11 protein-coding genes, 1 tRNA gene and 2 pseudogenes are annotated in these 12,462 nt (G+C 66.8%); 4 read left to right on the top strand and 10 right to left on the bottom strand.

Annotation, left to right across the window (positions count from 1 at the left end):
• The 6 genes and pseudogenes from ACIRA5_RS42015 to ACIRA5_RS41990 all read right to left on the bottom strand — a co-directional run.
• On the bottom strand, nt 1-2,763 hold a 2,763-nt coding region (locus ACIRA5_RS42015; RefSeq protein WP_403700334.1), incomplete at its 3' end, for a tetratricopeptide repeat protein.
• Nucleotides 2,760-3,179 (bottom strand): hypothetical protein, encoded by a 420-nt coding sequence (locus tag ACIRA5_RS42010; RefSeq protein WP_403700331.1) that lies wholly within the window; start codon nt 3,177-3,179, stop codon nt 2,760-2,762. The genes ACIRA5_RS42015 and ACIRA5_RS42010, both read right to left, overlap by 4 nt.
• Before the next feature lie 517 nt (nt 3,180-3,696).
• Complete coding sequence (locus ACIRA5_RS42005; protein WP_403700328.1) at nt 3,697-3,999, bottom strand: hypothetical protein; 303 nt, start codon at nt 3,997-3,999, stop codon at nt 3,697-3,699.
• A 219-nt stretch (nt 4,000-4,218) separates the two neighbouring features.
• Complete coding sequence (locus ACIRA5_RS42000; RefSeq protein ID WP_403700325.1) at nt 4,219-4,692, bottom strand: hypothetical protein; 474 nt, start codon at nt 4,690-4,692, stop codon at nt 4,219-4,221.
• An 87-nt stretch (nt 4,693-4,779) separates the two neighbouring features.
• A complete protein-coding gene (locus tag ACIRA5_RS41995; RefSeq protein WP_403700322.1) occupies nt 4,780-5,058 on the bottom strand; it encodes a hypothetical protein in 279 nt (92 codons plus the stop codon).
• A 64-nt stretch (nt 5,059-5,122) separates the two neighbouring features.
• Nucleotides 5,123-5,935: pseudogene (locus ACIRA5_RS41990) on the bottom strand (IS110 family transposase); the annotation flags it as partial.
• Between the two features lie 322 nt (nt 5,936-6,257).
• Here ACIRA5_RS41990 and ACIRA5_RS41985 point away from each other — a divergent pair.
• Together ACIRA5_RS41985 and ACIRA5_RS41980 are read left to right on the top strand one after the other, a co-directional pair.
• Nucleotides 6,258-6,548 (top strand): annotated as a pseudogene (locus tag ACIRA5_RS41985) (HAD family hydrolase); the annotation flags it as partial.
• Nucleotides 6,549-6,610: 62 nt separating this feature from the next.
• A complete protein-coding gene (locus ACIRA5_RS41980) occupies nt 6,611-6,985 on the top strand; it encodes a hypothetical protein (RefSeq protein WP_403700439.1) in 375 nt (124 codons plus the stop codon).
• Nucleotides 6,986-7,130: 145 nt separating this feature from the next.
• Here the strand turns inward: ACIRA5_RS41980 and ACIRA5_RS41975 are convergent.
• Nucleotides 7,131-7,217 (bottom strand) — tRNA-Ser (locus ACIRA5_RS41975).
• Between the two features lie 701 nt (nt 7,218-7,918).
• On the opposite strand from ACIRA5_RS41975, the gene ACIRA5_RS41970 reads away from it, so the two are divergent.
• Nucleotides 7,919-8,548, top strand: coding sequence for a DUF4360 domain-containing protein (locus ACIRA5_RS41970; protein WP_403700433.1), 630 nt, complete (start codon nt 7,919-7,921; stop codon nt 8,546-8,548).
• 170 nt (nt 8,549-8,718) lie between these two features.
• Here the strand turns inward: ACIRA5_RS41970 and ACIRA5_RS41965 are convergent, their stop codons facing one another.
• Nucleotides 8,719-9,267, bottom strand: coding sequence for a GNAT family N-acetyltransferase (locus ACIRA5_RS41965; RefSeq protein ID WP_403700319.1), 549 nt, complete (start codon nt 9,265-9,267; stop codon nt 8,719-8,721).
• A 406-nt stretch (nt 9,268-9,673) separates the two neighbouring features.
• Here ACIRA5_RS41965 and ACIRA5_RS41960 point away from each other — a divergent pair, with 406 nt between their 5' ends.
• Nucleotides 9,674-10,150 (top strand): hypothetical protein, encoded by a 477-nt coding sequence (locus ACIRA5_RS41960; RefSeq protein WP_403700316.1) that lies wholly within the window; start codon nt 9,674-9,676, stop codon nt 10,148-10,150.
• Nucleotides 10,151-10,674: 524 nt separating this feature from the next.
• On the opposite strand, the gene ACIRA5_RS41955 is transcribed toward ACIRA5_RS41960, so the two are convergent.
• Nucleotides 10,675-11,739: a CU044_5270 family protein gene (locus ACIRA5_RS41955; RefSeq protein WP_403700313.1), complete on the bottom strand. Its 1,065-nt coding sequence runs from the start codon at nt 11,737-11,739 to the stop codon at nt 10,675-10,677.
• Nucleotides 11,736-12,374, bottom strand: a complete 639-nt coding sequence (locus ACIRA5_RS41950) for an RNA polymerase sigma factor (RefSeq protein ID WP_403700311.1) — start codon at nt 12,372-12,374, stop codon at nt 11,736-11,738. The genes ACIRA5_RS41955 and ACIRA5_RS41950 overlap by 4 nt, the downstream gene beginning before the upstream one ends.
• Nucleotides 12,375-12,462: the final 88 nt, after the last annotated feature.

The following is a 12,462-nucleotide window of genomic DNA, read 5'->3' as shown; positions in this document are numbered from 1 at the left end:
CGCCGCCCGGTACGCGCCAGCGAGGTTGTTGCGGCTGATCAGGGTGTCGGGGTGGGTGTCGCCCAGCACCTGCTCGCGCTGACTGAGGGTCGACTCGTAGAGCGGGATGGCCCGCTCCAGAGCCCCCGCCGCCTTGTACGCGTGGGCGAGGTTGTTGCGGCTGAGGAGGGTGTCGGGGTGGGTGTCGCCCAGCACCAGCTTGGACTGGGTGAGGGTGGACTCGTAGAGCGGGATGGCCCGCTCCAGGTCCCCCGCCGCCCGGTACGCGCCAGCGAGGTTGTTGCGGCTGATGAGGGTGTCGGGGTGGGTGTCGCCGAGTACCTGCTCGCGCTGACTGAGGGTGGACTCGAAGAGCCGGATGGCCCGCTCCAGATCCCCCGCCGCCCGGTACGCGCCAGCGAGGTTGCCACGGCTGGTCAACGTGCGAGGGTGGGTGTCGCCGAGTACCTGCTCGCGTTGACTGAGGGTGGACTCGAAGAGCGGGATGGCACGTTCCAGGTCCCCCGCGGCCCGGTACGCGCTGGCGAGGTTGTTGCGGGTGATGAGGGTGTCGGGGTGGGAGTCGCCCAGCACCTCCTCGCACTGGGCGAGGGTGGACTCGAAGAGCCGGATGGCCCGCTCCAGATCCCCCGCCGCCCGGTACGCGCCAGCAAGGTTGATACGGCTGGCCAAGGTAAGCGGATTGGTGTGGCCGAGCATCTGCTCGCGCTGGCTGAGGGTGGACTCGTACAGTGGGATGGCCCGCTCCAGATCCCCCATCGCCTTGTAGGCAAGTGCGAGGTTGTTGCGACTGGTCAGGGTGGAGGGATGAGTGTCGCCGAGCACCTGCTCGCGTTGGGCGAGGGTGGACTCGAACAGCGAAACAGCCCGCTCCAGATCCCCCGCCGCGTGGTATGCGAGGGCAAGGTTGTTACGGGTATTTAGGGTGAAGCGGTGGGTATCTCCCAACTCCCGCTCGCGTTGGGCGAGGGTGGACTCGAACAGCGGGATGGCCCGCTCCAGATCCCCCGCCTCCGTGTAGGCGCCGGCCAGGTTGTTGCGGCTGATCAGAGTGTCGGGGTGGGAGTCGCCCAGCACCCGCTCCTGCTGTGCGAGGGTGGACTCGAACAGCGGGATGGCCCGCCCCAGATCCCCCGCCTCCCTGTAGGCGCCAGCCAGGCTGGTGCGGCTGATCAGAGTGTCCGGGTGGGAGTCGCCCAGCACCCGCTCCTGCTGTGCGAGGGTGGACTCGAACAGCGAGATGGCCCGCCCCAGATCCCCCGCCTCCCTGTAGGCGCCAGCCAGGCTGGTGCGGCTGATCAGAGTAGAAGGGTGGGTATCACCCAGCGCCTGCTCAGACTGTGCAAGGACAGCTGTGCGCAGGGGGATGGAGTGGGCATCGCGGCCCTGCCGGAACAGGTACTGGGCGGCAGCACGATAGATGCCGGCGGTCTCGGCTGAAGCGGGGCAGCTCAGTGGTGTGGATTCGGCCAGGGCGAAGATATGGGGGAGCAGGCGTTCCCACCGAGTGTTCGCCTCCGTGCCAGTGTCGCTCCCGTCAGGGATGGCCTGCTTCAGAGCCTGTTCGGCATCCTGTCGGCCCAGGGCGACAGCACTGGGATCAGCGGTGGCACGGGTGCGTACCACCATCTGCACCAGGCGGTGCACGGTGATGCCCTGGCGGTCGGCGGTGAAGGCGATCATGTTGTAGGCGTGGAGCACCCCCAGCGCGTCGCCCAGTGCGATTGGATCAGTGGAAAGCGCGGCGAGGAGAGTCCGGGGGATGTCATCGGGGGCCAGCCATACGATTGTGTGTAGGAGTCTGACGGCCAGCGGATCACGGCCTTCGACCGCGGTGAGAGTGTGGAGCCAGATGCGGGCGATCGTGCGTTCCGGGTCGGTGCCGTCTGCCGCCCTGTCGAGGCCCCGTCCCAGCAAGTGCTGGTATACACCCAGAGCGGTACCCGTCTGGTAGAGGTAGGCCCCTACCTGCTCCAGCGCCAATGGCAGATACCCGAGCTCGGCAGCCAGCTCTTTGGCCTGGCGTCGCTGTTCCGGGGTGGGTTGCCCCTGTCCGAGGGCAAGTGTGCACAGCAGGTCCACGGACGTGTCCGGGTCCATCAGGCCCAAGGCCATGGTCGGGGCGATGGTGTGCCAGCCGGTTGCCTTTCGGCTGGTGGCCAGGTGATGGCCGTCCGCCAGGGCGCCGAGGTAGTGGCGCAGATCCGTCGGGTCCTCAACGTTGTCGAAGACCAGCAGCCAGCCCGGATGCCACTGCAGCCAGACGATCGCCCATGCCGCGCGGTCCTCCACGCCCACCGCTGTAGCCCATTGTGGGCATAGCCTCATTGCCAGCCCGGCCAGACTCGTGACGATCTGTTCGGTGGACTCAGCAGTGATCCACCACACCAGCGTGTACTTCGACCGGTACTCATGGGCATAGTGCAGCGCGAGGGAGCTCTTCCCGATCCCGCCCAGCCCGTGGATTGCCCGCGTCCCGGAGCGGGCTTGAGTCACCGCGGCCTCACCGCCCTGGGCCAGCAACCCCCGTAGCCGCTTCAGTTCCTGATCCCGGCCCACGAACACACCGGACGCCGATCCCGGCAGATTCGCTGCCCCCGGCGGCGCGCTCACCTCCCGCGCCCATCGCACCGCCTCCGGCGGCAGCATCACAACCCGGGCGCCATCACCCGTGATCGCTACTTCGATGCTGCCGGCGGCTGCGACCGATCGCGGGCCCGAGGCCTGTGGCCCACCGGCGGCGGCCGGGTAATCACTGCTCACGGCTTGAGCGTGGCATTGTCACCGGTGACCGCATTACCGATCGTCTGGGCCGCGATGGAACGCTCACCCGACGCGGTCACAGTCACCGGCCCGCCGACAGCTGGCAGCAACTCGGCCAGTTCCCGCAGCAACTCGACGTCCTCGCGTACCGCACGCCTGAGCTGTTGCCGCAGTGCTGCAGCTGCGTCCTCGTCGCCGGTTGCCTCGGCCGCGTCCTGCACAGCCGCCTCTAGTTCGGCACGCCCCTGCTCGTCCCGACGACGCCACACCGACTGCAGCATTCGCCGCCCGACGTTTGCCGTCGCGTCGACCGCAGCGTTCTCGGTCCGGGTCAACACTCCTGCGCCATAGGCCCCCAGGGCCGCCGTCAGGTACGGGCCCGCCTGCCCCACAAACTGAACGATCTCCGCACTCATCCCCAACTCCTTGGCCTGCGGCTTTGCTTGTACCGCAATCTCAGCCTAGGGAAACGACAATCCCTACAGACCGGAAACGTCAGAAGCGGCTTGCCCGGTCACGGCTGGCCCGGTCACGGCTGGCCCGAGCGCTGATGAGACATCAGCTTGGGAAGCTGCGATCAATCGCGCTTCGGATGCCCACTGACCTGCGCGAAGGGATTGGGCGCACGCGGGTCGGACTCGATGTCTTTCACCGTGATTCCCCGCTGTTCCCCGCTCGATCTGATGCGCTCGTGGTGCAGCCGGAGTACTTGTCCCGGCCGCACCTTCTGATCCGTAGCTCTACAGAGGTCGGTCAACGGGGGTCATACAGGTCGTCGTTCGGTCCCTCAGAGGGACTGTCGGTCATGGTCGGTTGCTGGGGTTGCTGTACGCCGCTGCTGTACTTCAGTGCTGCACGGAGCTGGGTGGTCTGGCACATGAAGCCGCTTGTGTCCCCATCCGAAATACGTCCCGGGAAGGTGCGTCGGCGACATCATGTGTCCGGAATCAGCTCTTCTAGAATCTTTGCAGATTCACTATGTAGCCCCTGCCGAACATACACGCTGGCATACTCTAGTTTCAGATCCCGCCCATCCTCATACAGATCGGAATCTTCGCGCAAGATTAACCGCGCCTCTTCATAGAGCTTCTGCTGGCATAGCGCCCTTGATGCCGCAACGCGCAATCCCACTTTCGTTGCCACATATTTAATCTCTTTTTGGAGCGCTTCTTTCGCAACACTTACCGCTTCTGCAGGCTTTCCACACATCATGTGAACTCGGCTGCGAGGCTGCACCGGACGCACAGGGCGGTGGAGTCTCAATGGCCGAGTCAAGCCGGAAGGACGCCGTCCATCGACAGGACGGCGTCCCTCCGGGCAGGGGTTTTACAACCCTGGCTTCATCCTTATCAGGTCGATCCACAGGCGCCATCGGCGTTGACCAACCCGCCATGCATCCCGCCCGAGCGGTCGCGGAGGTTCGGCGCTAGTCGGCGGGGTTCGCTGCTGTTGGTGTCAGGCGTTGATGTCGGGGATCGGGGCGACCTTGACAAGCGCGCGGAGAGCATCAAGGTCGGGGCGTGGCAGCGGACGACCCCACTGGGATGCGTACTCCTCATCACCCAACTCGTCGGCCGCGTGATCAAATGCGCTCACCGCAGCCTGTGCGAAGGCCGCAATAGGGTGGTGCCCTTCCCAAAGCAGGGTGCCTGTATCGGCAGGTGCTTCATGGTCATCTGCCAGCACCAGACGGATGTGCGCCTTCGATTCGACCTGGCGGAAGAACCAGCGGAACACTTGTGGCTCGGCTTCGAACTCGGCCTGCGCTACATCAGCGCCGCCCAACAGTGAGGCAAGGGCTTGCAAGAGTTGCTCCGGCCCTCCAGTGATGTCGGAGGCGATCGCCACCGCTTCGCCTTGATCATCACGTACTGTGCAGTACGCCCAGCCCTGATAGCGCAACGTCCACGTGATCGTGAGAGACCCCATCCCACCCCCTAGAGTCGTGCACTCTACGCCGCAGTTCGGTGAAGTCTTAGTGGCTGAGTCAAGAGGCTCCACCGGCTGGCGGTGCTGTCAGACGTCGTGGTCGGCAGCCTCTGCGAGCGCGTCCATGGCGTCGTTGTGGAAGCGGCGTTCGGCGTCGCGGCATGGGGCATTGAAGAAGGCTCGTTGGGCTTCGGCAAGATCGCAGTTCAGCAGGCCTACGGTCACTAATACGGCTTCCACGCCGTGACACCCGTTGTCCCTGAGGAACTGCTGGAGTGTGTCCGTGTCGCCGGATGTCTCCCAGACGGGCCGCGCGGTTTCCCGCATGGCAGCGATGCGCGCTGATCGTTCTGCCTCGAATCCCACCGGACCCACCCTCTTGGTTTGGCCCGCAGGCTATCGCCAGGTAGGCGGGGCGCACTGGCCCTTTTCATGCGGCTTGGGCGACGGGTGGGTGGAAGGTGAAGAGTCTGCCGTCGCGCAAGAGCGCCCATAGGACATCGACACGTCGGCGGGCGAGGGCGATGACGGCCTGGACGTGCTTGCATCCCTCGGCCCGCTTCTTCAAGTAGTAGTCGCGGTTGGGGCCTTCGCGGATGGCGCTGGTCTGCGCGGACAGATAGAAGACGCGGCGGAGGCGTCGGCTGTAGCGCTTGGGGCGGTGCAGGTTGCCGATACGGCGTCCGGAATCACGTGGAACGGGCACCAGGCCGGCGGCGGAAGCGAGGTGGCCTGCGTCGGCGTAGGTGCCCAGGTCACCGGCTGCGACGATGAACTCGGCTCCCAGAATGGGGCCCATGCCCGGCAGGGACTCGATGATGTGGGCCTGGGGGTGGGTGCGGAAGGTCTGCCGGATCTGCTGTTCGATGTGCTTGAGCCGGTCGTCCAGGGCGAGGATCTGCGTCGCGATGTCCGCGACGATGCCGGCGGCGACATCTTGGCCCGGCAGCGTGGCGTGCTGAGTCCTGGCGGCTTGCAGGGCGGTGGCGGCGATCGCGTCGGGAGTGCGGACATTGTGTCCCTTGAGCCAGGCGGCGAGGCGGGCTTGGCCGTGGCGGCGTATCGCGGACGGGGTCTGGTGGCGGGTGAGCAGGATGAGCGCGCCTTTGTGGTCGGCGTAGTCGAAGGCCCGCTCCAGGGCGGGGAAGATCCCGGTGAGCATGTCGCGAAGCCGATTGAGCATGCGGACGCGGTCGGTGATCAGGTCGGTGCGATGAGCGATCAGCAGCGATAGGTCGGCTGCGTTGAGCGCGCACCCGTATGCCCAGTTCGGGCGCGGTTTTGACACCTGCGGGGGCCCTGGCCCACACATGGCCCACGAATACCAAAAGCGGGGCCTGGAGACTGAGATCAACGCGCTATCGCATAGCGTCGCCGCGTGCTGGCACTTTTCGACCTGGACAACACCCTGATCGACCGTAGTGGGGGCCTAGCTCGCTGGGCCCGCGGTTTCGTTCGGTCGCGCGGATTGCCGCAAGAGGCAGAAGCCGTCATCTGCGGTCGGCTCCGCGAGCGGGCATATCCCGCGGACTTTGCGCACCTGCGGGAGGTGCTCGGACTCAGCGATGATCCGGGCGGCCTCTGGCGTGAGTACGTCGATGGCATCGCTTGGTCCGCGCGCTGCTTTCCGAGGGTTCGCGAGAGCCTCGCAGAGCTGCGTAGCGCCGGATGGACTCTCGGCATCGCGACGAATGGCGCCGGGGGACATCCAACGGGCGAAGCTCGCGGCAGTGGGGCTCACGCCGTTCTTCGACGGGATCTGTATATCGGAGGAGATCGGCGCCCGGAAACCGGCGCTCGCGCACTTCGAGGTCGCCGCTTCCCTGTGCGGCACGCGGTTGAGTGCCGGAGGGTGGATGGTCGGCGATACCCCCGAGACCGACATGGGAAGGGCGCGCGCCGCGGGACTGCGCGGTCCGTGCCGATTCCCCCGATCCTCGTGCGGATGCTGCGCGACCACCTCGCGGCCTACGGGACAGCCCCGGACGGCCGTCTCTTCCGTGCGGCGCAGGGCGGCCGGGTCCGATCGACCGAGTACTGCGATCTGTGGGAAGCGGCTCGCGCTGCGGTGCTGTCGGAGGAGGACGCGACAACTCCCCTCGCGCAAGTGCCGTACTCACTCCGTCACGCGGGACTGTCCCTGTGGATCAAATCGGGGGTCGACCCCGTGGAAGTCGCCCGGCGGGCCGGCCACAGCATCGCCGTGCTGTTTCGCTTCTACGCCAAGATCCTTCGGGGCGAGCAGTCCCGTTCCAATCAGCTCATCGCGCAGGAGCTGAACAAGGGCGGGTAAGCGGGCCCACGTTGGCCCACACATGGCCCATACGCCCTGGTCAAACCCGGGACACGGGCGAATCGGGGTGAGACAAGCTGCACGCAGAAGGGGCGCCACCGTTCCCGGGGGCACCCCTTCTGACCTGCAAAGCTTCTGACCTGCGCGGTGGGTGTGGGATTTGAACCCACGGTGACATCGCTGCCACGACGGTTTTCAAGACCGTTCCCTTAGGCCGCTCGGGCAACCCACCTCGGCCCCGCCACCAGGGGCGGAGCGGCTACAGCCTACCGGCCTGCGGCCTCACTTGGAGGCCGTGGTCCACACGGGGTCCACTGGCTCCGTTCCGCCCGAGATCGCCTCTCGGACCAATCGTGGCCCGAGACCCACACGGACATGCGACAGCCTAGTGCGGTGCCTGCTCATCCGAGATCACGGTTCACCGCTGGTTCCCGGTGTCTACGGTCACCCACCTGGTTCTGTTCGCGAGATTCGGCTCTGGTCCACTTCTTGGGCTCTGTCGCTAATTTGAGGGTAGTTGGGCATCGATCCCGTGTGATGGGTGAGGTTCGGCTCGCGGACATTCTGCTGCCAGGTGTCGGGGTTCAAGTTGAGCGAGTGGCGCTCACGGCAACGGAGGTCCGACAAACAGCGGCACACCACCCAGCCCTTCTATGACCGCTTGATGGAGAGCCACCAGCTTGTCACCCTCGGCACGCCCCCTGGGTGATGTAGCGGTAGAGCAGATTGAGTCTGCCGGTGTATCCGAGCCAGCGCGCCGCTCTGTCCCCGTGGGTGAACGGGGTCTCACCCTGAAGGCCGTTTGAGTGACTGGAGCGTCGCCTTCCGTAAGCGGACACGCAACGTGTGGTGCGATGCCCACGTGAAATCCGGGGGTCGGGCTCGAAAGTGACGCCCGCCCTGGATCCGTGAACGATTGAAGGGAAGCGCATGGTGCTCCGCGCGCTGGCCGCGACTGGTGTCGCCACAGCATTGTTCGGCTCGTCGGCCTTCGGTGGCAACCCGCCCCCGCCGCCGGCGCGGATCGTCATCGACAGCGTGACGGTCAATGGTTCCGGATGCCCGGCGGGGACAGCCGCCGTGGCCGTGTCCCCTGACAACACCGCCTTCACCGTCACCTACAGTAACTACATCGCCAAGGTGGGGCCCGGCTCGGCGCCGACCGACCGCCTGAAGAACTGTCAGCTCAACCTGCTCGTGCACGTCCCCCGTCGCTACACCTACGCGATCGTGTCCGCCGACTACCGCGGCTTCGCGTCACTGGCGCCGGGTGCGTCCGGGACCCAACGGGCCAACTACCACTTCCAGGGCAACGCCCACACCACCAACTTCACCCATCACTTCCAGGGCGGGTTCACCGGCAACTGGCAGACGACCGACAGGGTTGACGTCGCCGCCCGGGACTTCGCCCGCTGCGGGGAGGAGCGCAACCTCGCCATCAACACTGAACTGCGGGTCGAGCCCGGCACCTCGAGCCCGAGCGTCACCAGTTTCTTGGCGATGGATTCGACGGACGGCAGCATCAAAACCGTGTACCACCTGGCCTGGAAGCAGTGTCAGTGATCTCCTGGCGCTGCGATCGGCGGGTGCGTCCAGGCCAACGACTCTCGCAATCGGTCGATGGCAAATAGACCGGGCGGCACTCCGACACAGGCGCCCCCTCACCCCTACCAGGGAGAGGGTGGCGCCTTCTCGCTGTCCTGGGCATGGTCCACGCTTCGAAACGACCTAGCTCAACCGGACGGCGTCGCCGTGGACCACACGCCGAACCACTGCTCGGCGCCCCACTCCTCGAACCGTTGCACCTCGGTGAACCCCAGCTTCGCCGCGAGGCGCATCGAGCGGTCGTTGGCGGTCTGGGTGCAGAGCACCACCGGCTCGCCAGGAAGCGCGTCGGCGAACCAGCCGAGTGCCGCTGCGCACGCCTCAGCGGCGTACCCGTATCCCCACGCCCCCGGCAGGAACATATAGCCGAGCTCGGCCTCCCCGGCATCCGGACGGACGTGCCCCGGACGCTCCGCGTCGCGCCGATCGAGCGTGATCGTGCCGATCATCGCTCCGTCGAGATCGATCACGAAAACGCCACGGCGCCGCCCGGGTACCTCAGGCACCGAGCGGTCGAGCTCATCACGCGGTCGAGGGCCACCGAGGTAGGTGCGCACCTCTGGCGATGCGAACAGTTCGATGAACGCCGCGCGATCCCGGGCCTCGGACTCGCGGAGCACTAGCCGCTCGGTCCTTACCGGGGCAGGGGGCCAAGCGATGGGTCCAAGCTCGGTCATGGCGGGCAACCTATCGCACGCCCGTGAGAGTGATCCGATGGAGACCGCCTAGGCCGCTGACCAGCAGGTTCCCGGCTCCTGTCCACCGATTCTCGGTCCACGCCTGGTCTACACACACTGATCCACAACGCGACACGGCCGGATGAAGGTGAGACAGCCCCCATGCAGAAGGGGTGCCCCGTCGAGGGGCACCCCTTCTGACCAGCACGTCTATGACCTGCGGAGGCGGTGCGATCCGAGCCCACGGAGACGCTTTCACGTCCTCACGTCCTCACGTTTTTAGCCAGGGTGTGGTTGATTCCACCGCTACTACGCGGCCAACCGTCCTCGTGAGGCGGCCAGTCTCCGTGCGGATGACTTCACCCTTCCCGAGGAGGGCTGGAGTGAAGTCCTGCTCTCCACGAGCATGCCCCGAGTCGGCTCCGGATGGACCGACACGGGCGACTCGTTCGATACGCGCGGCCTGAAGAAGCGGGCCCGCAAAGCGACCTGGCCGGTGCCGATTCCGCCGGTTCTCGTGCGCCTGGTCCGCGAGCACATCCAGGAGTTCGGCACCGCCGAGGACGGTCGGCTCTTTCCCGCGCCCCAGGGTGGTCACCTCCTGTCCAAGGAGTACGGGGAGGCGTGGAAGGCCGCCCGGCTCGCAGCGCTGACAGAGTCGGAGGCGGCCTCGCCGCTGGCTGACGTGCCGTACTCCCTGCGCCACGCTGGCGTCTCGCTCTGGCTTGAGTCCGGCGTCTCCCCAGCCGAGGTCGCACGCCGGGCAGGTCACAGCATCGCGGTCCTGTTCCGCTTCTACGCCAAGGCCATCCACCGCAACCAAGCCAGGGCCAACCAGCAGATCCAACAGGCTCTCGACGCGATCAACGAGCACGACGAGTAGGTAAACCGGCTCGTAGGGGCGTCCCTTCTGGGGCGCCTCTCCTGTTCTGGGAAGCGGGATCATTCCCAAGCCGTTTGCCTGCGTCCTACCTTCATGGATCAAGGACTTGTGGCACTCGTATCTGCTGGAGTCGGCCTTTTGGGTGGGCTCGGTGGTGCGTCCATTGGCGGGGTACCCGCTGCAAGAGGGGCACGCCTCGGAGCTGAGACGACGGCAAGGGCGACCACAAACACCCCGGGCGCCAGTAGTGGTCGTTCACCGAGCGGTTCGGAGTACGAGCAGGCCGCTCACGACACGGCGAGCGCCCTACTTCCCTCGTAGCAGTTCTACTGCCTGCCGTCAGCTCTGGCCGGCCGTGCGGCGCCTGCGCGCGATGAACACTGCGCCGGTGCCGACCGACCACGACCGCGAGACCTGCACCCGCGACGACGGGAGTGCCCCTCGACGCGCCGGTCCTGATCGCGTGGCACCATACGCGCTGCCCAGCACCGTCCCAGCGGGGTCCCAGCAGAGCGATCGCGTTCTCACGCACCGGTACCTTGCGCGCCGGGGCGCTGCTTCTGGGCGTCGACGACGGCCCGCTCCAGCACGGCGGTGGATTCGATGACCGTACCGGGCTTGACGCCGTCGGCCTGCTTGACCTGGACACCGCGGCTGCCGAGATAGGCGTACGTCTTGCGGTCGAAGATCCACTCGGTGCGGTCGCCGCTCTTCTGGTCAACGTGGGCCAGGGCGATGCCCTCGCGTCCCGCGGCGTCCTTGGCATGGTCCACCACCACAACCCCGGGGATCTTGGCCGCGGCCCGGTACAGCGCCGCGTTCAGCTTCGCCGGTGCGAGCTCCTCCCCGAGCAGGTCACCGACAATGGCGAATGCCTCCTGGTCCGGGGAGTTCCCCTGCCCCTTGGTCTCCTTGTAGATCTTCTTCAGCAGGACGTCCGGGTCGGTGGGCAGCGTCTTGAGGTAGTCGTAGGAAGGGGCGTTCAAGCTGCTCTCGACGTCGTTGTCGAGGGTGACACCGCCCTTGGGCTTGTAGCCGGGCTCGTCCAGCCAGCCCTGCTTGCCGTCGGAGGAATTCCAGACCTCACGGATATGCAGGGGCTCGACCAAGGTCTTGGAGTCGTCTGCGTCGGTGTGCGAGACGGACAGGTAGGAGACCTCGCTCTTGATGTAGATGTACTGGCCCGGGCCGGGTTCGGGCGTCTTGCGGGCCGAGGCGGCGGCGGCGATGTGCTCGACGGTGGAGGCCAGCTGAGCGGTGCTGCCGGGCTCGATGCGGACGACCGGTGCCTCGACCGGAGGCGGGGTGGCCGCGGTCGTGCCGCTGCCCCCGGAATTGGTCAGCGCGGTGAAGACGAATGCGCCGGCCAGGGCGGCGGCGATGACCGGGACACCGATCAGCAGGACACGGCGTGCCGGGCGGCGGGACGGCGCAGGGGCGGGGGCGGTGCGCTGGATCTCGTTCATCAGGTGCTCCTCGAGAAGCAGGTGACGGTCGAGCGACAGGTGCGGGTCTCCCGGCGCCGGCAGCACCCGGGCCAGTTCCGCGTGGTCCAGCGACTCCTCACGCCGCGACTTCTTGCGGATCATTCGGACCTCTCCTCGTACGACTCGTGTGACCGGGCCGCAGAAGTGCGGCCGCCCTGTACTTGTCCGTTGCGCGGTAGCGGTTCCCTGCGATTTCTCAGTTCTTCGTCGGCCAGCTTGGTCAGCCGTTTACGGGCACGGGACAGGCGCGAGCGCACGGTGCCGACCGGGACGCCGAGCACGGCCGCCGTCTCCGCGTAGCTGAGCCCGGACCACACACAGAGTGTGAAGACCTCGCGCTCGCTCCGGCTCAGCTTCTTCAGCGCACGCTGGGCGGCAGCCAGCTGGTCGGCATCGGCTATGCGGCCGACGAGTTCGTCGGCGAAGTCCGGGACCGTTTCCTTGGCCGGCAGACGCTCCAGGGCCCGCTGGTGACGGCGCGCAGCGCGGGTGGTGTTGCGCAGTACGTTCACGGCGATGCCCATCAGCCAGGGCCGCGGACTTTCGCCCTCGTCCCGCAGCTTGGCGCGCAGCCGCCACGCCTCCAAGAAGGTCAGCGAGACGATTTCCTCGGCGACGGTCCAGTCCCCCGTCACGCGCACCGCGTGCCGGTGGACCAGTCGGGCGTGGTCACGGAAGAGCTCGCGGAACGCCTCGGGGTCGCCTGCCCGTATCCGGGTGTGCAATGAGTAGTCCACGTCCAGTCTTGTCCGCGCGGCATGGCAGGTTCCCGTGGCGTGCGTCACACGGTCAGGAGACATCGGGCTCCGCGGCCAGGCTCGCACA

The sequence above is a fragment of the Streptomyces sp. NPDC096311 genome, assembly GCF_044763085.1.
Classification (GTDB): Bacteria; Actinomycetota; Actinomycetes; order Streptomycetales; family Streptomycetaceae; genus Streptomyces.
The sequence above is the reverse complement of the archived record's forward strand: the minus strand, read 5'-3'. Positions and strand labels throughout refer to the sequence as shown.

Coding starts and splice junctions, on each gene's coding strand:
- ACIRA5_RS42010 (WP_403700331.1), bottom strand. CDS start 3,179: ATGAGTGCGGAGATCGTTCAGTTTGTGGGGCAGGCGGGCCCGTACCTG.
- ACIRA5_RS42000 (WP_403700325.1), bottom strand. CDS start 4,692: ATGGGGTCTCTCACGATCACGTGGACGTTGCGCTATCAGGGCTGGGCG.
- ACIRA5_RS41965 (WP_403700319.1), bottom strand. CDS start 9,267: ATGACCGAGCTTGGACCCATCGCTTGGCCCCCTGCCCCGGTAAGGACC.
- ACIRA5_RS41960 (WP_403700316.1), top strand. CDS start 9,674: ATGCCCCGAGTCGGCTCCGGATGGACCGACACGGGCGACTCGTTCGAT.
- ACIRA5_RS41955 (WP_403700313.1), bottom strand. CDS start 11,739: ATGATCCGCAAGAAGTCGCGGCGTGAGGAGTCGCTGGACCACGCGGAA.